The organism is Burkholderia guangdongensis (assembly GCF_013403875.1).
Lineage (GTDB): Bacteria > Pseudomonadota > Gammaproteobacteria > Burkholderiales > Burkholderiaceae > Burkholderia > Burkholderia guangdongensis.
Window position 1 is genome coordinate 57,059 of sequence record NZ_JACBNX010000031.1, and the last position, 21,760, is coordinate 78,818.

General features: G+C 66.6%; 20 protein-coding genes. 6 read left to right on the forward strand and 14 right to left on the reverse strand.

Annotated elements, in window-relative coordinates; all coding sequences use genetic code 11:
- Positions 1 to 44: 44 nt before the first annotated feature.
- The 5 genes from HZI36_RS24595 to HZI36_RS24615 all read right to left on the reverse strand — a co-directional run bounded on the left by HZI36_RS24595 (position 45) and on the right by HZI36_RS24615 (position 6,789).
- Complete coding sequence (locus HZI36_RS24595; RefSeq protein WP_179405278.1) at positions 45 to 752, reverse strand: C40 family peptidase; 708 nt, start codon at positions 750 to 752, stop codon at positions 45 to 47.
- Between the two features lie 136 nt (positions 753 to 888).
- Positions 889 to 2,535 carry an ABC transporter ATP-binding protein gene (locus HZI36_RS24600; protein ID WP_179405279.1) on the reverse strand — a complete coding sequence of 549 codons (1,647 nt, stop codon included), beginning with the start codon at positions 2,533 to 2,535 and terminating at the stop codon, positions 889 to 891.
- Entirely contained in the window at positions 2,532 to 3,629 is a 1,098-nt protein-coding gene (locus HZI36_RS24605; RefSeq protein WP_179405280.1) for an ABC transporter permease, read from the reverse strand. The genes HZI36_RS24600 and HZI36_RS24605 overlap by 4 nt, the downstream gene beginning before the upstream one ends.
- An 84-nt stretch (positions 3,630 to 3,713) precedes the next feature.
- Positions 3,714 to 4,754, reverse strand: coding sequence for a microcin C ABC transporter permease YejB (locus HZI36_RS24610; RefSeq protein ID WP_179405281.1), 1,041 nt, complete (start codon positions 4,752 to 4,754; stop codon positions 3,714 to 3,716).
- A 70-nt stretch (positions 4,755 to 4,824) separates the two neighbouring features.
- Entirely contained in the window at positions 4,825 to 6,789 is a 1,965-nt protein-coding gene (locus HZI36_RS24615; protein WP_179405282.1) for an extracellular solute-binding protein, read from the reverse strand.
- Between the two features lie 119 nt (positions 6,790 to 6,908).
- Between HZI36_RS24615 and fabI the strand changes: the two genes are divergently transcribed.
- Positions 6,909 to 7,703 carry an enoyl-ACP reductase FabI gene (gene fabI, locus HZI36_RS24620; protein ID WP_179405283.1) on the forward strand — a complete coding sequence of 265 codons (795 nt, stop codon included), beginning with the start codon at positions 6,909 to 6,911 and terminating at the stop codon, positions 7,701 to 7,703.
- A 176-nt stretch (positions 7,704 to 7,879) separates the two neighbouring features.
- On the opposite strand, the gene HZI36_RS24625 is transcribed toward fabI, so the two are convergent.
- From HZI36_RS24625 to HZI36_RS24635, 3 genes are all read right to left on the reverse strand, one after another.
- Entirely contained in the window at positions 7,880 to 8,224 is a 345-nt protein-coding gene (locus tag HZI36_RS24625) for a hypothetical protein (RefSeq protein ID WP_179405284.1), read from the reverse strand.
- 274 nt (positions 8,225 to 8,498) lie between these two features.
- Entirely contained in the window at positions 8,499 to 9,401 is a 903-nt protein-coding gene (locus HZI36_RS24630) for a helix-turn-helix domain-containing protein (RefSeq protein ID WP_179405285.1), read from the reverse strand.
- 295 nt (positions 9,402 to 9,696) lie between these two features.
- Positions 9,697 to 10,644, reverse strand: a complete 948-nt coding sequence (locus HZI36_RS24635; RefSeq protein ID WP_179405286.1) for a LysR family transcriptional regulator — start codon at positions 10,642 to 10,644, stop codon at positions 9,697 to 9,699.
- A 190-nt stretch (positions 10,645 to 10,834) separates the two neighbouring features.
- Between HZI36_RS24635 and HZI36_RS24640 the strand changes: the two genes are divergently transcribed.
- From HZI36_RS24640 to HZI36_RS24655, 4 genes are read left to right on the forward strand one after another with little or no spacing between them, the layout of a single operon-like run.
- Positions 10,835 to 12,109, forward strand: coding sequence for a CaiB/BaiF CoA transferase family protein (locus tag HZI36_RS24640; RefSeq protein WP_179405287.1), 1,275 nt, complete (start codon positions 10,835 to 10,837; stop codon positions 12,107 to 12,109).
- The gene (locus HZI36_RS24645) at positions 12,106 to 12,858 is read left to right on the forward strand and encodes an enoyl-CoA hydratase/isomerase family protein (protein WP_179405288.1); all 753 of its coding nucleotides are present in this window, start codon (positions 12,106 to 12,108) and stop codon (positions 12,856 to 12,858) included. Before HZI36_RS24640 ends, HZI36_RS24645 begins: the two co-directional genes overlap by 4 nt.
- Positions 12,851 to 14,047 (forward strand): acyl-CoA dehydrogenase family protein, encoded by a 1,197-nt coding sequence (locus HZI36_RS24650; protein ID WP_179405289.1) that lies wholly within the window; start codon positions 12,851 to 12,853, stop codon positions 14,045 to 14,047. The genes HZI36_RS24645 and HZI36_RS24650 overlap by 8 nt, the downstream gene beginning before the upstream one ends.
- A gap of 13 nt (positions 14,048 to 14,060) precedes the next feature.
- Entirely contained in the window at positions 14,061 to 15,197 is a 1,137-nt protein-coding gene (locus HZI36_RS24655; protein WP_246327210.1) for an acyl-CoA dehydrogenase family protein, read from the forward strand.
- 19 nt (positions 15,198 to 15,216) lie between these two features.
- On the opposite strand, the gene HZI36_RS24660 is transcribed toward HZI36_RS24655, so the two are convergent.
- The gene (locus HZI36_RS24660) at positions 15,217 to 16,554 is read right to left on the reverse strand and encodes an MFS transporter (RefSeq protein ID WP_246327211.1); all 1,338 of its coding nucleotides are present in this window, start codon (positions 16,552 to 16,554) and stop codon (positions 15,217 to 15,219) included.
- 164 nt (positions 16,555 to 16,718) lie between these two features.
- Here HZI36_RS24660 and HZI36_RS24665 point away from each other — a divergent pair, with 164 nt between their 5' ends.
- Positions 16,719 to 17,747 (forward strand): AraC family transcriptional regulator, encoded by a 1,029-nt coding sequence (locus HZI36_RS24665; RefSeq protein ID WP_179405291.1) that lies wholly within the window; start codon positions 16,719 to 16,721, stop codon positions 17,745 to 17,747.
- A 1-nt stretch (position 17,748) separates the two neighbouring features.
- Here HZI36_RS24665 and HZI36_RS24670 read toward each other — a convergent pair whose 3' ends face one another.
- The 5 genes from HZI36_RS24670 to HZI36_RS24690 form a co-directional block, all read right to left on the reverse strand.
- The gene (locus tag HZI36_RS24670) at positions 17,749 to 19,038 is read right to left on the reverse strand and encodes an MFS transporter (protein ID WP_246327212.1); all 1,290 of its coding nucleotides are present in this window, start codon (positions 19,036 to 19,038) and stop codon (positions 17,749 to 17,751) included.
- A gap of 108 nt (positions 19,039 to 19,146) precedes the next feature.
- Complete coding sequence (locus tag HZI36_RS24675) at positions 19,147 to 19,983, reverse strand: GntR family transcriptional regulator (RefSeq protein WP_179405292.1); 837 nt, start codon at positions 19,981 to 19,983, stop codon at positions 19,147 to 19,149.
- A gap of 109 nt (positions 19,984 to 20,092) precedes the next feature.
- Positions 20,093 to 20,938: a TauD/TfdA dioxygenase family protein gene (locus tag HZI36_RS24680; RefSeq protein WP_218884294.1), complete on the reverse strand. Its 846-nt coding sequence runs from the start codon at positions 20,936 to 20,938 to the stop codon at positions 20,093 to 20,095.
- A 24-nt stretch (positions 20,939 to 20,962) separates the two neighbouring features.
- Positions 20,963 to 21,349, reverse strand: coding sequence for a BON domain-containing protein (locus HZI36_RS24685; RefSeq protein WP_179405293.1), 387 nt, complete (start codon positions 21,347 to 21,349; stop codon positions 20,963 to 20,965).
- Positions 21,350 to 21,388: 39 nt separating this feature from the next.
- Positions 21,389 to 21,760 (reverse strand): porin (locus HZI36_RS24690; RefSeq protein WP_179404729.1); only part of this gene is annotated, 372 nt, incomplete at its 5' end.

Here is a 21,760-nt window from a genome sequence, read left to right on the forward strand (position 1 = left end):
CCCGAAGGCGGCGGGGTTTCGAACGCATCCCGCGCGGACGACGCTCAGTGCGACGCGTCGTTCGTCGTGTCGTCGCCGATCGTCGCGCGCACGCGCTGACGCAGGTCGTCGACCTTCATCGGGAACTGCGTCTCGATGCGGCGCGCGCCGGTGAAACGCTTTTCCCAGTAGCTGCTATCGAGATCGTCGACGCGCACCGTGCTGCCGGTCGACGGCGAGTGCACGAACTTGTTGTCGCCGATGTAGATGCCGACGTGCGAGAACGTGCGGCGCATCGTGTTGAAGAACACGAGGTCGCCCGGCTTCAGCTCGCTCATCCGGACCTTCTCGCCGACGCGGCTCATCTCCTCCGCGCGACGCGGCAGCGACATGCCGAGCGTGTCCTGGAACACGTAGCGGACGAAACCGCTGCAATCGAGCCCCGAATCCGGCGTGTTGCCGCCCCAGCGGTAGCGAACGCCGATCATGTTCAGCGCGCCGACCACGACGTCCCCTGCCTTGCCCGCCATGCCGGACAGGAACGACTTCGCGCCGCCGCCACTGCTTTCGGCGGCCGGCTGCGCGGCCGGCTGGGAAGAATTCGGGGAAATATTCGGGGACGGATTCGACCCGGACTGAGCCGAAAATGCGACATTCTGCGTGGAACCGCTTACTTCATCGGCGAACGCGCCGGAAGCTGCAGCGAAAAGGACGCCGATGAACATCCCGGCGACGACGCGCGTGCAAGCCTGGGTCAGGGATCGGTGCTGCATTGGTCGATGGATTGTGCTTAAAAATCAGCTGATTGGCGAAAATTTCGGTCGATACTATCTACCAACAGTTGATTTGTCAAAGGTTTGTCAAATTTGATAATGAAAAACAATCGATGTAACAAATTCATACGTCTAATCAATTCCGCCACACCGCTTCCAGCAGCTTCCGGGTGTAAGGATGGGCCGGTTTCGTGAGGATCGCGTCGACGTCGCCGGCCTCGACGATCGCGCCGTCCTGCATCACCGCGATCCGGTGCGCCATCGCGCCGATCACCTCCAGATCGTGGCTGATGAACACGTAGCCGAGGTTGTACTTCCGCTGCAGGCTCGCGAGCAGCTTCAGCACCTGCTGCTGGATCGACACGTCGAGCGCCGACGTCGGCTCGTCGAGGATCAGCACCCGCGGCTCGAGCACGAGCGCGCGCGCGATCGCGATCCGCTGCCGCTGGCCGCCGGAGAACTCGTGCGGATAGCGGTGCAGCACGGTGCGGTCGAGCCCGACCTCGCGCAGCACCGCGATCGATTTCGCGCGGCGCGCGTCGGCCGGCAGCTCCGGGCGGTGCAGTTCGAGCCCCTCGCCGACGATCCGCTCGATCGTGTGCCGCGGCGACAGCGAGCTGAACGGATCCTGGAAGACGACCTGCATGCTCGCGCGCAGCGTGGTCCGCTCGCGCCCCCGGTAGCTCGCGAGCGCGCGCCCGTGGAATTCGATCTCGCCATGCGCGGTTCGCTGCAGACCGAGCAGCGCCATCGCGAGCGTCGACTTGCCCGAGCCCGATTCGCCGACGATCCCGAGCGTCTCGCCCTGCCGGACCGACAGGCTCGCGTCCGACACCGCGGTGAACGGCGCCGAGCGGAACCAGCCGGCGAGGCCCGGGCGCTTTCTCGCGAACTGCACGCTCACGTGGCGCGCGTCGAGCACGACCGGCGCGATCGGCAGCACCGGCACGACCGCGCGCTGCGGCCGGCTGTTCAGCAGGCGCCGCGTATAAGGATGCTCGGCCGCGGCGAAGATCCGCTCGACCGGCCCGCTCTCGACGAGCCGCCCCTTCTCCATCACCGCGACGCGCGTCGCGAAGCGCCGCACGAGGTTCAGGTCGTGCGTGATCAGCAGGATCGCCATCCCGCGCTTTTCCGCCTCCTCGCGCTGCAGCTCGAGCAGCAGGTCGACGATCTGCGCGCGGATCGTCACGTCGAGCGCGGTCGTCGGCTCGTCGGCGAGCAACAGGCGCGGCCGGCACGCGAGCGCCATCGCGATCATCGCGCGCTGCCGCTGACCGCCCGACAACTGGTGCGGATAGCTGTCGATCCGCTTCTCCGGCTCCGCGATGCCGGTGCGCGCGAGCAACGCGATCGCGCGCGCGCGCGCTTCGCGCGTCGTGACGCCGTCGTGCAGCACGATCGTCTCCGCGATCTGCGAGCCGATCGTGAACAGCGGATTGAGCGCCGTCATCGGCTCCTGAAAGATCATCGCGATGTCGGCGCCGCGCAGGCCCCGCATCTGCCGTTCGGTCTTCGCGCCGAGATCCTCGCCCGCGAAGCGGATCGTGCCGCTCACGTCCGCGTCGCGCAGCAGGCGCAGGATCGACAGCGCGGTCACGCTCTTGCCCGAGCCCGACTCGCCGACGAGCGCGACCCGCTCGCCGCGTCCGACGTCGAGCGTCACGTCGTCGACCGCGACCGTGTCGCCGAAGCGCACGTGCAGATGCTCGAGCGACAGCAGCGGCGCATCGGCCGGCGGCATCGCCCCATTCAACGCACTCACCGCACTCCCCGCGCTCATCGCCCGCCTCCCGCTTCGCGCGCGCCGATCACGATCCGCGTGTCCAGCGCATTGCGCAGCGCGTCGCCCATGAACGTCAGCAGCAGCAGCGTCGCGACGAGCACGCCGAACGTCGCGACCGAGATCCACCACGCGTCGAGGTTGCCCTTGCCTTCCGCAAGCAGCTCGCCGAGGCTCGGCGTCGGCGGCGGCACGCCGAGGCCGAGGAAGTCGAGGCTCGTCAGCGCGAGAATGGCGCCGCTCATCCGGAACGGCAGGAACGTGATCACCGGCGTCATGCTGTTCGGCAGCACGTGCCGCCAGATGATCTGCCAGTTCGACAGCCCCATCGCGCGCGCCGCGCGCACGTAATCCTGCGTGCGGTTGCGCAGGCATTCGGCGCGCACGTAGTCCGCGAGCCCGATCCAGCCGAACAGCGACAGCAGCACGACCAGCAGCAGGATGCTCGGCTCGAAGATCGACGCGAAGATGATCAGCAGATACAGTTCCGGCAGCGAGCCCCAGATCTCGATCAGCCGCTGCCCGACGATGTCGATACGCCCGCCGAAGAAGCCCTGCACCGCGCCCGCCGCGATCCCGAGCACGGTGCCGATCAGCGTCAGCACCAGCGCGAACTCGACCGACACGCAGAAGCCGTACACGAGCCGCGCGAGCAGGTCGCGGCCCTGCGCGTCGGTGCCGAGCCAGTTGTCGCGCGACGGCGGCGCCGGGTTCGGCAGCGCCGAGAAATAGTTCAGCGTGTCGTAGTGATAGTGGTTCGGCGGATAGACGACGAAGTTGCCGGGCATGTCGAGCCGCTTCCTCACGTACGGATCGAGATAGTCGGCGGGCGTCGGGAAGTCGCCGCCGAACGTCGTCTCCGGATACGCCTTGAACATCGGGAAGTAATAGTGGCCGTCGTAGCGCACGACCATCGGCTTGTCGTTCGACCACAGCGGCGCCGCGAGGCTCACCGCGAACGCGGTCACGAAGATCACGAAGCTCCAGTAGCCGCGGCGCTGCTGCCGGAAGCGCCGCCAGACGCGGCGCGCGGGCGACGGCGACACGCGCGCGCGCGCCGCGTCGAGGCGGGAGGAGACGGTGGCCTGGCTCATGTCAGCCTCCGCCGGGCCGCCCCAAGCAGGCTGACCGCCCCCTCGGGGGGCAGCGAACGTAGTGAGCGTGGGGGTCGTGTCATCTCATCGCTCCAGTTGTTCGAATTGAATGCGCGGGTCGACCCACACGTAGCAGAGATCGGAGATCAGCTTCGTCGCGAGCCCGATCAGCGTAAACAGATACAGCGTGCCGAGCACGACCGGATAATCGCGCCGCACGACCGACTCGTACGACAGCAGCCCGAGCCCGTCGAGCGAGAACAGTGTCTCGATCAGCAGGCTGCCGGTGAAGAACGCGCCGATGAACGCGGCGGGAAAACCGACGATCAGCGGCAGCAGCGCGTTGCGGAACACGTGCTTCCACAGCACGGTGCGCTCGGACAATCCCTTCGCGCGCGCGGTCAGCACGTACTGGCGGCGCACCTCGTCGAGGAACGCGTTCTTCGTCAGCATCGTGACGACCGCGAACGAGCCGGCCACCGATGCGGTGATCGGCAGCGCGATGTGCCACAGATAGTCGAGCACCTTGCCGATCAGCGACAGCTGCGCGAAGTCGTCCGACGTGAGCCCGCGCAGCGGGAAGATCTGCCAGAACGACCCGCCGCCGAACAGCACGAGCAGCAGCACGCCGAGCACGAAGTCCGGAATCGCGAAGCCGACGAGCACGACGAGGCTCGTGCCGACGTCGAACGGCGAACCGTTGCGCACCGCCTTCGCGATGCCGAGCGGCACCGAGATCAGGTACGACAGGAAGAACGTCCAGAGCCCGATGCTGATCGACACCGGCAGCTTCGACACGATCAGCGACCACACGCTCTGATGGCGAAAGTAGCTGTCGCCGAGATCGAAGCGCGCGAAGCGGCCGAGCATCTGCACGTAGCGCGTGAGCGGCGGCTTGTCGAAGCCGTACAGCGCCTTCAGCTGCGCGAGCTGCTGCGGATCGATGCCGGTGTGCGCGCGCAACCCGAACGGCCGCGCGCCCTGCTCCTGGCCCTTGCGCAGCTCCTGCACGACCTGTTCGACCGGCCCGCCCGGCACGAACTGGATCACGGCGAACGTGATCGTCAGCACGCCGAGCAGCGTCGGGATCATCAACAGCAGACGTTTGAGGATGTAGCTCCACATGGGCGGCGACTCGCGGTGAACGGACAACGGATGAAAGACGGCCGGCGCGGCGCCGGCCGGGCGCCGGACGTCAGCCGCCCGGCTTGATCCACCAGGTCGACACGACCCAGTCCTCGGCCGAATAGTACAGCGGCAACGTCAACGGATAATCGAGCGTGCGCTTGTACGCGACCCGGTGCGTCGTGCTGTACCACTGCGGAACCGCGTAGTAGCCGTGCATCAGCACGCGGTCGAGCGCGTGCGTCGCGTCGAGCATCTGCTCGCGCGTCTGCGCGACGGTCAGCGCCTTCAGGATCGTGTCGACGGCCGGCGACTTCAGCCCGATGATGTTGTCCGAGCCCGGCTCGTCCGCGAACTTGCTGCTAAAGCGCGACACCTCCTGCGCGCCCGGCACCTGCTCGCCCGGATAGCGCAGCGTCGTCATGTCGTAGTCGAACGCGTCGAGACGCTTCTGCAGCAGCGCGAAGTCGGCGGTGCGAAACCGCGCGTCGATACCGAGCTTCGCGAGATTGCGCTGATACGCGGTGACCACCCCTTCCATCCCGCCGCCCGAATCGTCGAGGATCTCGAACGCGAACGGCTCGCCCTTCGCGTTGCGCAGCGCGCCGTCGCGATAGTGCCAGCCCGCTTCGGCGAGCAGCGCGCGCGCGGCCAGCAGATTCGCGCGCAGCGAGCCCGGGGCGGCCGTGCTCGGCTGCACGACCATCGGCCCGAACACCGCGGGATCGAGCTGCTTGCGCAGCGGGTCGAGCAGCGCGAGCTCGCCCGCGCTCGGCAGGCCGGTCGCCTGGAGTTCTGTGTCCGCGAAATAGCTGTCGAGGCGCGTATAGCCGCCGTAGAACAGCTCGCGGTTCAGCCACTCGAAGTCGAACGCGAGATCGAGCGCGCGGCGCACGCGCACGTCCTGAAACATCGGCCGGCGCAGGTTCATCATGAAGCCCTGCATCCCCGCGCCGTTGTGCTGGCGGAACTCGCGCTTCAGCAGCTCGCCGCTGTCGAAGCGCTTGCCGACGTCGCGCCGCACCCAGTTGCGCGCGATGTATTCGACGAGCACGTCGTATTCGCCGGCCTTGAACGCCTCGAGCCGCGCGGTGCCGTCGCCGTACAGCTTGTAGACGATCCGCGCGAAGTTGTTCGTGCCGACGCGCACCGGCAGATCCGCGCCCCAGTAATGCGGATCGCGCCGGTACGTGATCGTGCGGCCGTTCTCGTAGTGGTCGATCAGGTACGGGCCGCTGCCGATCGGCGTCTCGAACGCGAGCTGGTCGAACGGAATGCGCGTGCCGTCCGCGCGCTGCCCCCACTTGCGCGAGAACACCGGCACGCCGCCCGCGATCAGCGGCAGCTCGCGGCTCTTCGTGCGGAACTCGAAGCGTACGGTCGCCGCGTCGACGACCACCGCGCGCGCGATGTCCGCGAAGAACGCGCCGAACTGCGGCGCCGCCTGCGGGCTCTTCAGCGTGTCGAACGAGTACTTGACGTCGGCGGCCGTCACCGGATCGCCGTTCGAGAAGGTCGCGCGCGGATTCAGGTGAAACGTGACCGACATGCCGTCCGGCGCGATCGCGATGTCGTCGGCGAGCAGACCGTACGCGGACGCGGGTTCGTCCATGCTGCCCGTCGTCAGGCTCTCGAACAGCATCCCGATCCCGGGCGCGGAATTGCCGCGCAGCGTGAACGGATTGAACTTGTCGAACGACGTGAGCCGGTCCGGGTTCGCGAGCACGAGCGTGCCGCCCTTCGGCGCATCGGGATTCACGTAGTCGAAATGCTTGAAGCCCGGCGGATATTTCGGCTCGCCGTACTGCGCGATCGCATAGGCCGCATGCGCGGCCGGTGCGGCCAACATGGCCAGCGCGGTGAGCAGCGCCTGCGCGAGCAGGCCGATCGTCGCGATCGTCGCGATTGGCGCGATTGGCGCGATTGGCGCGATTGGCGCGAAGCGGCGCGCGGCGGCCGGCCGGCCCGCCGCGTCGATATCGGCGAGCGCGGCGGCGGCCCGAGGTTTTACCGCCCGTGGCAAACCCATCGTCATAAATGCCCTGTCGGTCGATTGGGGGTGGCAATGTGAGAGAATTCTACCCACTCGAAACCGATTACAGCCATCCGCCGCCCGTCGCACGCACTGGCGCGCGCGCTTCAATAGGAGAATTCATGGGCTTCCTCGCTGGTAAACGTATTTTGCTGACGGGCCTCCTGTCGAGCCGTTCGATCGCCTACGGCATTGCGCAGGCCTGCAAGCGCGAAGGGGCGGAGCTGGCGTTCACGTACGTCGGCGACCGCTTCAAGGATCGCATCACCGAGTTCGCGGCCGAGTTCGGCAGCAACCTCGTGTTCGATTGCGACGTCGGCAGCGACGAGCAGATCGCCAAGGTGTTCGAGGGCCTCGGCCAGCACTGGGACCGCCTCGACGGCGTCGTGCATTCGATCGGCTTCGCGCCGCGCGAGGCGATCGCCGGTGACTTCCTCGACGGCCTGTCGCGCGAAGCGTTCCGTGTCGCGCACGACATCTCCGCGTACAGCTTCCCCGCGCTCGCGAAGGCGGCACTGCCGATGCTGTCGGACAAGGCGTCGCTGCTGACGCTCACCTATCTCGGCGCGGAGCGCGTGGTGCCGAACTACAACACGATGGGGCTCGCGAAGGCCGCGCTCGAGGCGAGCGTCCGCTATCTGGCGAATTCGCTCGGGCCGAAGGGGATCCGCGCGAACGGCATCTCGGCCGGCCCGATCAAGACGCTCGCCGCGTCGGGCATCAAGGACTTCGGCAAGTTGCTCAAGTACATGGAAGACGTCGCGCCGCTGCGTCGCAACGTGACGATCGAGGAAGTCGGCAACGTCGCCGCGTTCCTGCTGTCGGATCTGTCGAGCGGCGTGACCGGCGAGATCACGTACGTCGACTGCGGCTTCAACGTGACCGCGGGCGTGCCGGAAAACGTCGGCCAGGGCTGAAGCCCGGGCCGCTCAGCGACTCACGCTGAACGACTCGAAGCAAAACCACGCAAAGAAAAACCACGCAAAGAAAAACCGCCTCGCGTCGAATGACGCCCGAGGCGGTTTTTTGCTGTCCCGGCGCGGCGTGCGCGCCCGGGCCTTCAATCGTGAACGACGGGGGAACGACGGGCCGCTCAGTGCCAGCCTTCGTGACGGCCGTTATCCCAGTGGTCGCGACCGCCGCGATCGCCATGATCCCAGCCGCGGCGGTGACGATTCCATTCGTCGCGCCCCCAGTAGCGGCGGCCATCCCAGTAGCGGTCGCCGTGCCAGCCGATCACGATGGCCGGCGCCGCATACACGGGTGCCGGCTGATAGACGACGGGCGGCGGCGGCGGCGCATAAACCGGCGCGGGCGCGACGTAGACCGGTGCCGGCACGCCGACGTTGATCCCGACATTGACACCCGCCATTGCAGCGCCCGACACGAGCAAGGCGGTCATTCCGGTCATGAGCGAGGCAATACGCAAGGTCTTCATGGAGTCCTCTTCTTGGTTGATTTGCAGGTGATCCGACTATAGCGGCTGCCGCGTCGCCCGTATATTTCCACTTTGTAAGAACTGATGCGCGACATCGCGCGCCGGTCGAGCGGCTAACGTTTCGTTACAATCGGGGGTCGGGACATGCGGCTGCATGGCGGTCGACGCGGGGTCGACGCGGATGATACCGCAGCCGCCCGGCGCGCAGCGACGCCATCACCGGGTCAAAGCCGCGTCGAAGAGATGAAGTTGCCGGAACGCGCGCGGCGGGCGATCAGCACCCTCCGGCCCTCACCCAGAACTCGGGCGGTATCACGTGCAGATGCCGCGAGCGAATGCGCTCGGCCGTCCGATACTCGATCGGCGACAACGACAGGTGCCGGCGGAACAGGCGCGCCATCCGGTCGCCGCGTCCGAAGCCGGTGCGCCGCGCGATTTTATCGGCAGGCAGGTCGGTCTTCGCGAGCATCTGGCACGCCTCCTCGAGACGCACCTTCAGCACGAACTCCGACGGACGCACGCCGACTTCCTGCTTGAAGCGGCGGAGAAAATTCCGCTCGCTCATCGCCGAGAATTTCGCGACGGCCGCGATCGACACGCGATTCGCGCTGTTGTCGCGCAGCCAGTTCGCCGCGCGCCGAATCCGGTCGCTCGCGACGGCTTCGCTCGCGTGGAACAGCATCGACGTCGAATACGGACTCACTGCGTCGCGCACCTCGACGTCGCCGTACGACGCCGGCAACGACGTCACACCGCAGCGACGCGCGCCGCCCTGATCGAACGCGTCGGATTGCGCGGCCCGCAACCAGCGCCGCAGTTGGTGATCGTCGCTTTCGCTTCCATCGGAGTGCGAGCGGCCGAACGTGAACACGCAGTCCATGCTCGACGCGTCGTGTTCGGACAACGGTTGCGTCAGCACCGGAATGCCCGACGACGAACGGACCGGGCCGCCCGGCTCCGACAGCAGCACGAGTTCGTAGTGCACGTCGCACGCGGCGGCGCCGCGCCGACGCACGTTCGCGAGACGAAACGCGTCGGAAAGCCGTTCGATCTGCCGCAACGAAAATCCGTCGAACAACAGCGCCGCCAGCCGGTACCGCCGACGGGAAAACGGCTCGACAGCATGCAGTGGTTCGTATTGAATTTCACGATCGCCCGCGACGACGGTATTTTCCATACTGCCATTCCTTTTCGATCAACCGATGGATTCGTCATTCATGCCAACGAATCATATTCAGATCGATTCGAGATTCAACGACAGCGACGGTTTCCGGCAAGCAATTGTCAGTATTCGGCAACAGCGGAAGCGGCAAGCACGCTCCATGCGGTCATATCAAAAAAATGTCCAGCTAAAAAACCATTCTCCGCATTAATATAAAATTTCTTATCTCAAAAGAAATAATTCCACCCGATGATTCGGATCGGACGTCATTTCGATTATAAAAATACATTAACCGGCTGACGAGATGGAATCAAGGAGAATGCCGCGCCGCCTGCCGGTGCAACGGGCTGTCACGCAGATTGTCCAGGTAATGCACCTCGCGCCGCAGTTGCGTCGCGAACGCTTGCGCCATCGGCGTCATCGGCGAATCGGCGCGGTAGATCAGGCTGACCTTGTGGCTCGGCAGCGGGTCTTCGATCGGCAGGATCACGAGGCCCGACGCGGCCAGCCGGCTCGCGCCGAGCTGACGCGGCAGCAGGCACAGCAGCGTGCGGTCCTGCAACAACGTCAGAATCATGCCCAGCGCGTCGCAGCGCACGGCCACGCGCGGCAGCGGCAGGTCGAGCGCGCGGAACGCGTCGAGGATCGCCGCGCCGGGGCCGTGCATCCGCTGTCCGGTCAGCACCCATTCGGACCCGACGAGCTCACGCAGCGTGCGCGCCTCGCACAACGGATGCTCGCGATGCGCGACGACGACGGAATCGTTATCGTAAAGCGCCTCGCAGACGAAATCGCGCTCGATCCCTTCATCCGGAATCGGGCTCACCGCCATGTCCATCACGCCGGCGCGCAGATCGGACAGATGCGCCGGGTACACGCCGCTTTCGATGGACACCAGCACGTCCGGATACAGCGCGCGAAAACGCTTCAGAACCGCCGGCAGCAACACGTGCGCGGGGCCGCCCGTCGCGCCGATGCGCACCACGCCGCCGCGCTCGCCCAGCATCTGCGCCATCTCGTCGGTCGCCTTGCGCGCCTCGTTCGCGATCAGCCGCGCGCGGCGCAGGAACGCGTCGCCATAGTGCGACAACACCACGCCGCGCGTCGTGCGCGTGAGCAGCGGCACATGCAGCTCCTCCTCGAGCAGCCGGATGCTTTTGGTGATCGCCGGCGCGGACACGTCGCGCGCCTTCGCGCCCGCGCGAATGCTGCCGCTGTCGGCCACCGCAATGAAATCCTGAAGCTGACTCAACCGCATTGCCCCACCTCTTTCCCGATCGTCGCGACGACGCTGTGCCCGCCAGCATAGCGGCATTCGCGCGGCCTCGGGATAACCCGAGGCGCCAACCGCCGGTTTACGCGACGTCGATTTTGATAGCTGCCGCTGTCACCGGAGAAACCGAATAATGCCCTTCCATCGATGCGACGCATCCCATTCGGAGAATCCGATGACGACGAAACAAGATCTGCCGCTCGCCGGCATCCGCGTGGCCGAATTCGGCCAGTTCATCGCGGCGCCGGGCGCGGCGATGATGCTCGCCGATCTCGGCGCCGACGTGATCAAGATCGAAGCGCCGCGCGGCGACAGCGCACGGCGTTTCGACGGCACGAGCCCGCAGAGCCCGATGTTCATCGCGTACAACCGCGGCAAGCGCGCGATCGCGCTGGACCTGCGCAAGCCCGGCGGCGCGGAGGCGGCGCGACGCCTCGCGCTGTCCTGCGACGTCGTGCTGCACAACGCGCGTCCGGGCTCGATGGAATCGCTCGGCCTCGATGCGGCGACACTGCGCGCGGCAAAACCATCGCTGATCCATGCGTCGGTGACCGGGTTCGGCACGCGCGGTCCGTCGCGCGCGCGGCCCGGCCTCGACATCGCCGCGCAGGCGGAAAGCGGGATGATGAGCGTCACGGGCGAGGCCGGCGGCATGCCGCTGAAGGCCGGCTTCGCGGTCGTCGATGCCGCAACCGCGCTCGCGACGGCCAACGCGATTCTGGCCGCGCTGTTCCGCCGCCTGCGCACCGGCGACGGCGACACGATCGAGACGTCGCTGCTGAGCGTCGGCATCCAGTTGCAGGCGCAACTGTGGGCCGAATACCAGTGCTCCGGCGCATTGCCGGTGCGCAGCGGCAACAGCCAGCCGAAGGCGGCGCCGGCGGCCGATCTGATCGCGGTGTCGGACGGGCACCTGGTGGTGTCCGCGTATCTCGACGAGCACTGGGCGCGCCTGTGCGACGCGATCGGCCAGCCGCAGCTCACGCGCGATCCGCGCTTTTCCAGCAATGCGCTGCGCGTGCAGAACCGGTCCGCGATGCGGGCGATCCTGCAGGATGCGTTGTGCGCGTATCGTGGCGACGACGCGCGCGCGCTGCTGGAACGGCATCAGGTGGTGGTCGGCGTCGTGCGCGACTATCGGCAGGTCGAACGCAGCGAAGACGTGCTCGCGGCCGGCGTGCTGCGCACGGTCGGCGACGGCACCGGCGGACGGATCACGCTGCCCGGCCTGCCGTTCGCGATGGCGAGCCTGCCGAGCGTCGCCGAGCCCGTCGTGCCTCGGCTGGGCCAGCACACGGCCGAAGTATTGAGCGAGCTCGGCTACGGCGCCGCCGCGATTCTCGCGATGGCGCGCGAGCGCGCGATCGTCGTCGAAACCGACCAATCCGCCCAACCCAACCAATCCGACCAACCCGACCAATCCGCCGAAACGGCGGGGGCGCACGCATGAGTACGACGGCGCCCTCCCCCGTGCTGGTCACGCGCGACGAAGGCTCGGCCGAAATCACGCTGAACCGCCCCGAAACACGCAACGCGATCGACATCCCGACCGCCGAAGCGCTTGGCGACGCGATCGAATCGCTCGAACGCGACGACACCGTGCGCGCGATCGTGCTGCGCGGCGCCGACGGCGCGTTCTGCTCCGGTCTCGACCTGAAGGCGCTGCAAGCGCATCCGGAAGGGATGGCCGGCTTCGCGGCGCGCTGGGACCGCGTGCACGTCGGCCTGCTGCGCAGCCGCAAAGCCTGGATCGTCGCGCTGGAGCGTCACGCGGTCAACGGCGGCGCGGCGCTGGCGCTGGCCGGCGATCTGCTCGTCTGCGGCGAGCGCGCGTTCATGCAGATCGGCGAAATCCGCATTGGCATGGCCGCACCGCGCAACGTCGCGTGGCTTGCGTTGCGGCACGGCGAGGCCGTGGCCGCGCGCCTGTGCCTGCTCGGCGAGCGCGTGCCGGCAGCGGAACTGCTGCGTCTGGGCATCGCAACCGAAGTCGTCGACGACGCCCGGACGCTCGCACGGGCGCGCGCACTGGCCGCCACGATCGCCGCGTATCCCGCGCACGCGGTCGACGCGATCAAGGGCGGCATCCGCGCGGCGAGCACGCGCGGCGCGCCGGAACGCTGGTTTGACGTCTGCCGCGACGCCAACGGTATCCACGACACCCACGACATCCACGGCAGCGAGGTGAAACATGGATGAATACGACGATCTGCGCCGCGACGTCCGTGCATTCGTTGCGCAGGCGCTGCCCGCGCACGTGCGCGAGAAAGTCCGGCTCGGGCTGGAAGTCAGCAAGGACGAGATGGTCGACTGGCAGCGCCGTCTCGCCGAACGCGGTTGGCTCGTGCCGCACTGGCCGCGCGCGTGGCAAGGCGCGGACTGGAGCGCCGCGCGGCGCGCGGTGCTGCAGGAAGAGCTCGTGCTCGCCCATGCGCCCGAGACCGGCGGCATTTCGATCGAGATGATCGGCCCGATTCTGATCCGCTACGGCACCCCGGCCCAGCAGCAATACTTCCTGCCGCGCATCGTCGATCTGGAGCACTGGTGGTGCCAGGGCTATTCGGAACCGAACGCGGGCTCGGACCTCGCGTCGCTGACCATGCGCGCTGTGCGCAAGACCCGCGACGACGGCACCGACGTGTACGTCGTCAACGGCAGCAAGATCTGGACGTCCTACGCGCAATACGCGGACTGGATCTTCTGCCTCGTGCGCACCGATACCGACGCCCGCGCGCAGCAAGGCATCAGCTTCCTGTTGATCGACATGCGCAGCCCCGGCGTCAGCGTGCGCCCGCTGATCGGCATCCACGGCTGGCACCTGTTCAATCAGGTGTTCTTCGACGACGTCGAAGTGCCGGCCAGCATGCGCGTCGGCGACGAGAACGCCGGCTGGGCGATCGCGAAATCGCTGCTCGAGCACGAACGCCTGAATCTGGCGCGCGTCGCCGAGAACCGCCGCCGTCTCGCGAAGGTGCGCGCGATCGGTGCCGAAGTGCAGGAAGCCGGCGAGCCGCTGATGCGGCGCCCGTGGTTCGCGCGGCGCCTTCGCGAACTGGAGGTGCGCGTCGAAACGCTGGCCGCGACGGTATTGCGCTTTCGCCGGCTCGAACGCGCGCGCGGCACGCTCGGCCCCGAGACCGGGATGCTGAAGCTGCTCGGCAGCCGGCTGATCCAGGACATCGAGAATCTGGCCGTGGACGCGCTCGGCCCCGAGACGCTCGCCTACGACCGCGCCGCGCATTTCGAGCCCGCCGCACCGCGGCCGGGACGTTCCGCGTATGCGGCGGCCGCGTCCGCGCGCCGCTTCGTCACGCGCGGCTACACGATCGCCGGCGGATCGAGCGAGATTCAGCACGAACTGCTGGCCAAGCAGGTGCTCGCGCTTTGAAAGGACATCGACGATGAACGGATACGACGAGGATCGCTTCGACGAGCGCCAGATGCTGCAACAGAGCGCGCGCCGTTTCGTGGAGCGCGAATACGGCTTCGCGCAGCGCAAGGCCGTGTTGACCGAGCCGAACGGCTTCTCGCGTGCGCATTGGCGGACGTTCGCCGAACTCGGCTGGCTGGCGCTCGCGCTGCCGCCGGCGTGCGGCGGCCTCGGCGACGACCTGGATCAGGCGTTGCTCGCCGAAGAGCTGGGTCGCGCACTGGCCGTCGAGCCGTGGCTCGCCAACGCCGCATTGTGTGCGCCGCTACTGGCCGCGTGCGGCGCTGTCCGGCACGCCGCGCTGGCCGAACGAATCAGTGCGGGCGGCCTGATGGCGGCGCTGGCGGCCTTCGAGACGCAAGGCCGACACGACGCGTTCGACGTCGCGACACGCGCGCGTCGCGGCGACGACGCGCACTGGCGGATCGACGGCACCAAGACGCTGGTGCTCGGCGGCGGTTGCGCGGACGTGCTGCTCGTGCTCGCGCGCACCGACGGCGAGCGGCGCGACACGCATGGCCTGACGCTCTTCGCGGTGCCCGCCGCGACGCCCGGCATGGCCGTCGAAGCGCACCCCACGTATGACGACCGGCAAACCGCGACCGTCACGCTGCGGCGCGTGACGCTATCCGACGAAGCGCGCATCGGCGAAGTGGGCGACGCCTGGCCGGTCGTGCAGGCCGCGATCGACAGGGCGACCGTGATGGCCTGCGCGGAGGCCGTGGGCACGATGGCTCGCGCGTTCGAGCTGACGCGTGAATACGCGGTGACGCGCCGGCAGTTCGGCCGTTCGCTGAGCGCCAATCAGGTGATCCGTCACCGGCTGGTCGATCTGTATGTGAGCATCGAGCAGGCACGGTCGATCACCGAGGCGGCCGCGGCGGCGCTGCGCGCCGACGACGTCACGCGAATGCGTGCCGTTTCATACGCGAAGGCATTCGTTTCCGGCGCGGGCCGCGCGCTCGGCGAAGACGCGGTGCAACTGCACGGCGCGATCGGCATGACGGACGAGATGGAAGTCGGCCATTGCTACAAGCGCCTGGCCGCGCATGCGAACCTGTTCGGCGATGCCGACTGGCATCTCGCGCGGCTGGATGCGCTGGAATGATTGCGAGGACGCGCGATGCTCAGGCTGGGGCCCCCGTGCTCAGCGCGCCGGCAAGCGCGGGCGCCGCATCGAGCTTCACATCGGAATGGCGGGCCACATCGACGTCATAGCTACGCATCGCGATGATGAAGAACACCGCGGCGAACACGCTGGCCACCGGAATGACGGTCAGCGCATGCTGCAAGCCCCATTGATCGGACAGGACGCCCGCGAGGAACGGCCCCGCGGCGAGGCCGAACACGTTCTGAAACAGCGACAGCACAGCCGCGCCGGTCGAGCGCACACCGGGATGCGTGACATCCATCGCGACGCCGGCCACCACGCCGACGGTGCCGTTCATGAAAAAGGCGCCGAGAAGGATCAGCTTGAACTGCGCATCGCCCGTATATCCGCCTCCGAACGCGACCATGAAGATCACCGACGTGATCACGCACGGCACGGACAGCGCGGGCAGCTTGTTGCGCGGCTGGCGAACCGCGAGGCGCCCGATCACGACGCCCCAGAACGTGCAGCTGATGGCGCCGACCAGCACCACCACGGCCGCCGCCTTCGCTGCCGCTTCCGGCGTCATGCCATGGAAGCGGTTCAGATAGCTGGGCAGCCATGACCAGATGGCCGACACCGTAATCAGCTGCGCGGCCGCTCCGGCACAGACCCACAACAGCGTACGCGTGCCCGCCAACGTGCGCAGCGTGTGCTTGAGCGTCCCGCTGACCGACCGCGCGGCGTGGCTCGAGCCGGCCTTCATGTCCACCGTTTTGTAGTCGCGCACGAGCGGATAGAGCAACGCGAGCACGAGCCCGGGCACGCCGACCACGCCAAACGCGGACTTCCAGCCCCACCGGGCCGCGATCATGCCGCCCAGCATCACGCCGAGCACCGAGCCGAGCGACGGCGCAGCGAAGAACGCGCCGAGCACGGCGCTGCGCAAGCGCTTCGGAAACAACGTCGACAGAAGCGCCGCGCCCACGGATCCGTAGCCGGTCTCCCCTACCCCGACCACCGCGCGCGCCACGAACAACTGACTGAAATTGGTCGTGAACATGCAGGAAATGGTGGCCAGACTCCATCCGACCGCCATGACGACGATACTCTTGACCCGGCCGACGCGATCGGCGACCAGTGCGACCGGCAAGCCGCCCACCCCCACCACGATCGACACGACCGACACCAGCGAGCCGAGCTGCTTGTCACTCAGATGCCATTCGCTGCGGATGTGAGGAAACAGCGAGACGATCACCTGCCGGTCGATGAAATCGAAGAACATCAGCGCGAAGGTCATTGCGAACGCGAACCACACTCGCCGCCTGCTCGTCAGGTATTCGTCGCCGCTGCCGACCTCCGGGCCGTCAGGCATCACGTTCATGCTCGTCTCCTAATATTTGTGCCGGTCGCTTGCAGCATCGACGCGCCGCTTTCGACATTCGTACGCGTTCCAGTGTGGCCGCCGCGCGTTTCTCCCGCTTGACATTGCATGACAGCGATTTATCATTTGACGCCAGCCTTCCGCCCGGTTTTCCGATGTCGTCACTTGTCCGCGCCGCGAGCCTAACCAACTACAGCGAGGTCGCTCAGGCGGCCGGGCTGAATCCGGTGCGGATGCTCCTGGACGCGGGGTTGAGTCCGAGCGTATTGGGCGAGCCCGACCTGATGATTCCGGGCGAGCGCGTCGGTCAATTGCTCCAGGCGTCCGCCACGCTGTCGGGCAACGAGAGTTTCGGACTCTGCATGGCCGAATCGCGCCTGCTGTCCAACCTCGGGGCGGTGGGATTGCTGATCCGCGATCAGGCCACCCTGCGCGACTCGCTCGACATGCTGATGCGCTATCAGGCGCTGCTCAACGGTGCGCTGTCGCTGACCGTCGAAGAATGCGGCGACGTCGTGATCATTCGCGAAGCGATCATGGCCGGCAGTGCGAATCAACCCACGCGCCAGCGCGTCGAGCTGGCGCTGGGCGTGATGGTGCGATTGATCCGCCAGCTCTGCAACGCCAACTGGAAGCCGCAACGCGTTTGCTTCGAACACCCGGCGCCGCGCGACGCCAGCACGCACCATCGGTTCTTCGGCTGCACCGTCGAGTTCGACTACGACTTCAATTGCATCATCTGCGCGAAGGCGGATCTCGATGCTCGCAATCCGTCAGCCGATCCGGCGATGGTGCGCTACGCGCAGCAGTTGCTCGACGCATCCATCGTCACGCAGCAGGCGACGATGCTCGAAGACGTGCGCCGCGCGATCCTGCTGTTGCTGCCGAGCGGGCGCTGCGGCATCGAACAGGTCGCCGAGCACCTGGGCATGGTGTGCCGCACGATCCAGCGCCGGCTGGCCGAACAGGGGCAGAGCTTCTCGTCGATCGTCAACGACATACGCCGGGAACTCGCGACACGCCATGTCATCGAGAGCGATCGCCAGTTGACCGAAGTCGCGACGCTGCTCGGCTTTTCCGCGCCGAGCGCGTTCTCCCGGTGGTATCACGCGGAATTCGGCTGCAGCGCCAAAGAGAGCCGCGCGATGCGCGGCGCGCTGCGTCACGCTTCGTCAAACGGCTGATTCAACGCCGTCGCGCTTCCGCGATGTAACACCGCCGGCCGATCAGGTACACCGTGAACGGCAAGATCGCCGCGAGCGGAAGGCAGCGCAACGCGACCTGGAGGCCCGCCGCGTCCGCGACGATGCCGGTGAAAAACGGGCCGGCGGCAAGACCCAGGATGTTGTTGAACAGCGTCAGCGTCGCGAACGCGGAGCCGTGGATCGCCGGCCGCGTCGCGCCGGCGATGATCGCGCCGCACGTGACGAACGAACTGGCGAGGAAGAACACCGCCGGCGCGAGCAGGGCGAGTTGCAGATTCCCCTGCGGCAAGCGGAACGCGATCGCCAGCAGGACGCCCAGCACGAGACAATACGCAATGGCCATGTTCCACCGCTTGAGCGACGAATCCCCGCTGATCCAGTCGGTGATCACGCCGCACAGGAATTGGCCCACGCCGCTGACGAGAACCAGGCCGGCGGCCACCACGGCTGCTTTGCTGACCGGCATGCCCCAGTAGCGATTCAGGTAGCTCGGCAGCCACACGAACAGCGTGCCCTGGATGAAGACCTGCAGCGCGCTGCCGAGGTACGCGCAAAAGACGGAACGGGACGGAAACAGGTCGGAGAGCAGCGCTCGCGGCGTCAGTTTCAATCGCTCGTGTACCAGCGTTACGCTCACGTCGTCCGCACGCGCGCAAGCGACGCGCTTTTCCGTGACCACGAGCGCGTAGACGGCCGTCAGCACCAGACCAAAGATCGCCATCAGGCCCATCGACCAACGCCAGCCGACGTGCGTCGCGATGATGCCGGAAAGCGAAACGCCGAGCACCGACCCGAACGCGGCGGCCGACGTAAAGCCGCCGGCAATCGTCGAGCGCATGGACTTTGGAAAGAGGCTCATCAGCACCGCGATTCCGACGCTTCCGTAAGCGGCCTCGCCGACACCGACGAAAAGGCGCGCGACGAGCATCTCGTGGTAATTGCTCGCGATCGCGCAGCCGAGCGTGGCGAGACTCCATAGCCCGACCATCAGCGCAATGCTCCTGACGCGTCCCCAGCGGTCCGCGACGATCGAGAACGGGAGCGTCAACACGCCTACCGCGAGCGGCACGACGCTGCTGATCGAGCCGAGCTGCGTATCGGAAAGCCGCCACTGCACTTTCAGGATCGGAAACAGCGCATTGAGCGCCTGCCGCGACATGTAGTCGGACAGCAACAGGCAAAACATCAACGCGAATACCACCCACGCGTAAGCGCGCGCACCGCTGACAGCCGGAGCGGACTCCGCCGGCATCACGTTATTCGTATACAGGCTCAATTCCGTCTCCTTCGATCTCGCTTTGCTTTCCGCATTAAATAAGTCATCCTGATTATCTACATCTCAACATGACAGAGACCATCTGTTGCTGCCCGTCGATCCTTAGGCCGGCGTTTCCTCGCCGAGCGAACCCGGCGTCGAGATCCGCGACGTCTTCGGCGCACGTGCACGCTGGCCATCGGCCGGTTTCGTCGCGATCGCGCGAACCGCGGCATCCCTGGCTTCGTCCAGGCGCGATGCGGCAAGAGAAAGCAGCAATTCGCCGTCTCGCTTGATCGCGGCCCTCTGCAGCGCGCGCCAGACTTTCAACGACGCGCGAATCGACTGCGGCGCCGCGACCATGCCCAGCCGCACATAACGGAAGGTTCGCAACGAGATCGATTGCAGCACGTCGGCCAGAAGCCGGTTGCGACACAAATCGACCGTAGCGAAGTTCAGCAGGAAGCTTTCCACCGCATACGCGTCCACCGACTCTTCGGCCGCCTTGGCCAGCTTGGGCACATGTGCGGTCAGCAGCGCCTCGAGCTCGGCCGGATTTTCGCGCACCACCTGCTCCAGCATCGTGAGGTACAGCACGCTGCGCACGCGGAAAATGTCCCGGAGTTCGTCCTCGTCAGGCGCCGTCACGATCGCGCCCCGTCTCGCCTGGAATTCGACGAGACGATCCCGCTCCAGGATGCGCATCGCTTCGCGCACCGGGGCACGGCTGACGTGCAGCACCTCGCTGATATCCTTCTCCAGCAAACGTTGCCCCGATTTCACCAGGTCGAGCGTGATGACGCCCGCCAGCCTGGCCGCGATCTGCTCGGCGATCGGCACCGACGCATACGCCCAGTCCTGCCCGCGCAGCACTGCCCGCTCGACCGCCAGCATCAGCGAATTCTTCGGCGTGAGGAGCGCGGAAAGATCGGGAAGATTTTGCGTTTTCGTTCGGGCCATGGCGAATCACGAATGCGATTTTTGTCGATTTTAACCGACGCGAATCGTCGTCCCCGGCGTTGCGATACCCACGAAAAAGCGGAAATATTTCGCCGGCAAGCGCAAGCCGTCAATACGGCGTATCGCCTTCGATTCCCGCCCGCTCCATCTTGCGCGGCGCCGGCCAGTAATCCATCACCGCATAATGCTGCGTCGAGCGGTTGTCCCAGATCGCGACACTGTTCGGCTTCCATCGGAAACGGACCTGGTATTCCGGAATCATCGCCTGGCTTTGCAGATAGTTCAGCAGAAGGGCCGCGCCGGGCGTCTTGTCCAGACCGAAACGCACGTTGTCGACCGTGTGGTAATTGATGAAATGCGTCGTGAAGCTGCTCACGTACAGGATCTTTTCGCCGGTCTCCGGGTGCGTGCGCACGACCGGGTGCTCCGCCTCCGGATTCTGCGCGGCCAGCTTTCTTCGTTCCTCCGGCGCCATCGCCGCACCGAACGAATGCTCGATGCTGCTTTTGGCCCTCAGGCCGTCGATACGCTTCTTGATGTCGTCCGGCAGTCGCTTGTAAGCTTCGACCATGTTGACCCAGATCGTGTCTCCGCCGACCTCCGGACATTCGACGCAGCGCAGCACGGCGCCCATCGACGGCCTCGGTCGCCAAAGCCCGTCGCTGTGGTAATTGTTCTCGTACGGGTTCTTTTCTTCCGATCGATAGATCTGCACGAGCCCCGGATGCGCCGGATCGCTCCCGGCAACCGGATGATCCTCCAGCTTCCCGAAGCCTTGCGCGAACGCGACGTGCTCCTGCCGGGTCATCTGCTGATCGCGAAAGAAAAGCACCCGGTGCTTGAGCAGCAGCGCCTTGATTTCCGCAAACAGCGATGCATCGCGCGATGCCTCTCCCAGGCTCACACCGGACACCTCCGCGCCGATGCAAGCAGTCAATCGTTCTACTTCGATCATGAGCGATATCTCCTGTTGATCGCACTACTGACCAAGCGGCCGCTGTAGCGTGAGCTTGTTGGTCACCGACGTCACGCCGGAGACGCCCTTCGCGATCTCACCGGCGGTGGTGATCTGCGACGCTTCGGCGACTGTGCCGTTCAGCGTGACCGCGCCACCCTTGGCAATGACGCTGATGCTGCCGGCGTCGATCTCCTTGTGTTTCGCGAGTGCCGCGTACACCTTGCGCCGCAGCGCGCGATTCGCCTGCCGGATCGTCTTCTTGCTGGTCGCGCCCGACACGGCGGCCGGCGCGGCAGCCATTGCGCTCGCGGCCGTGGCCGCCGGTGCGCTCGCCTGCGCCCACGCGCCGAGCGACGCGGTCAGGATCACGACGCCAAGCGCGGCCCGGATGCCTTCGATCATTTTCATCTTCGTTGTTCTCCGTTTCGTTTCGAATTCATCGAGCCATCAGAAGGTATGCCGCATGCCGATCATCGCGGCGGTCGTCGACACGCCCGGCGCGACCGGCTCGCCATACGTGATCGTCTGGTTCATCGTGCCGCGGTTCGCGACGTAGCCGACCTGCGCATAGACCATCGTCCGCTTCGACAGGCTGTATTCGGCGCCCATCGCGTACTCGCTCGAATGGTTCGCGCCGTTGTTGCGGTCCTTCAGGAAGTAGTAGCCGGACGTGACCCGAAGGAACGGGCTGAACTGATAGCCGAGCCCGCCCGAGATCATTTCGTAGTCCACTTTGTTCGAGTTGGCCGGGCTCTTGCCGAGCCCGTACGATGCCGATACCGACAAGCCGCTGAACGTGTACTTCGCGCCGAAGTAGTA

Bases quoted from the DNA above. Each gene is read 5' to 3' on its own strand.
- HZI36_RS24600 (WP_179405279.1), bottom strand. From the start codon at position 2,535: ATGAGCGCGGGGAGTGCGGTGAGTGCGTTGAATGGGGCGATGCCGCCG.
- fabI (WP_179405283.1), top strand. From the start codon at position 6,909: ATGGGCTTCCTCGCTGGTAAACGTATTTTGCTGACGGGCCTCCTGTCG.
- HZI36_RS24665 (WP_179405291.1), top strand. From the start codon at position 16,719: ATGTCGTCACTTGTCCGCGCCGCGAGCCTAACCAACTACAGCGAGGTC.
- HZI36_RS24635 (WP_179405286.1), bottom strand. From the start codon at position 10,644: ATGCGGTTGAGTCAGCTTCAGGATTTCATTGCGGTGGCCGACAGCGGC.
- HZI36_RS24645 (WP_179405288.1), top strand. From the start codon at position 12,106: ATGAGTACGACGGCGCCCTCCCCCGTGCTGGTCACGCGCGACGAAGGC.
- HZI36_RS24630 (WP_179405285.1), bottom strand. From the start codon at position 9,401: ATGGAAAATACCGTCGTCGCGGGCGATCGTGAAATTCAATACGAACCA.
- HZI36_RS24640 (WP_179405287.1), top strand. From the start codon at position 10,835: ATGACGACGAAACAAGATCTGCCGCTCGCCGGCATCCGCGTGGCCGAA.
- HZI36_RS24610 (WP_179405281.1), bottom strand. From the start codon at position 4,754: ATGTGGAGCTACATCCTCAAACGTCTGCTGTTGATGATCCCGACGCTG.
- HZI36_RS24650 (WP_179405289.1), top strand. From the start codon at position 12,851: ATGGATGAATACGACGATCTGCGCCGCGACGTCCGTGCATTCGTTGCG.
- HZI36_RS24680 (WP_218884294.1), bottom strand. From the start codon at position 20,938: ATGATCGAAGTAGAACGATTGACTGCTTGCATCGGCGCGGAGGTGTCC.
- HZI36_RS24675 (WP_179405292.1), bottom strand. From the start codon at position 19,983: ATGGCCCGAACGAAAACGCAAAATCTTCCCGATCTTTCCGCGCTCCTC.
- HZI36_RS24605 (WP_179405280.1), bottom strand. From the start codon at position 3,629: ATGAGCCAGGCCACCGTCTCCTCCCGCCTCGACGCGGCGCGCGCGCGC.
- HZI36_RS24660 (WP_246327211.1), bottom strand. From the start codon at position 16,554: ATGCCTGACGGCCCGGAGGTCGGCAGCGGCGACGAATACCTGACGAGC.
- HZI36_RS24655 (WP_246327210.1), top strand. From the start codon at position 14,061: ATGAACGGATACGACGAGGATCGCTTCGACGAGCGCCAGATGCTGCAA.
- HZI36_RS24595 (WP_179405278.1), bottom strand. From the start codon at position 752: ATGCAGCACCGATCCCTGACCCAGGCTTGCACGCGCGTCGTCGCCGGG.
- HZI36_RS24625 (WP_179405284.1), bottom strand. From the start codon at position 8,224: ATGAAGACCTTGCGTATTGCCTCGCTCATGACCGGAATGACCGCCTTG.
- HZI36_RS24685 (WP_179405293.1), bottom strand. From the start codon at position 21,349: ATGAAAATGATCGAAGGCATCCGGGCCGCGCTTGGCGTCGTGATCCTG.
- HZI36_RS24615 (WP_179405282.1), bottom strand. From the start codon at position 6,789: ATGACGATGGGTTTGCCACGGGCGGTAAAACCTCGGGCCGCCGCCGCG.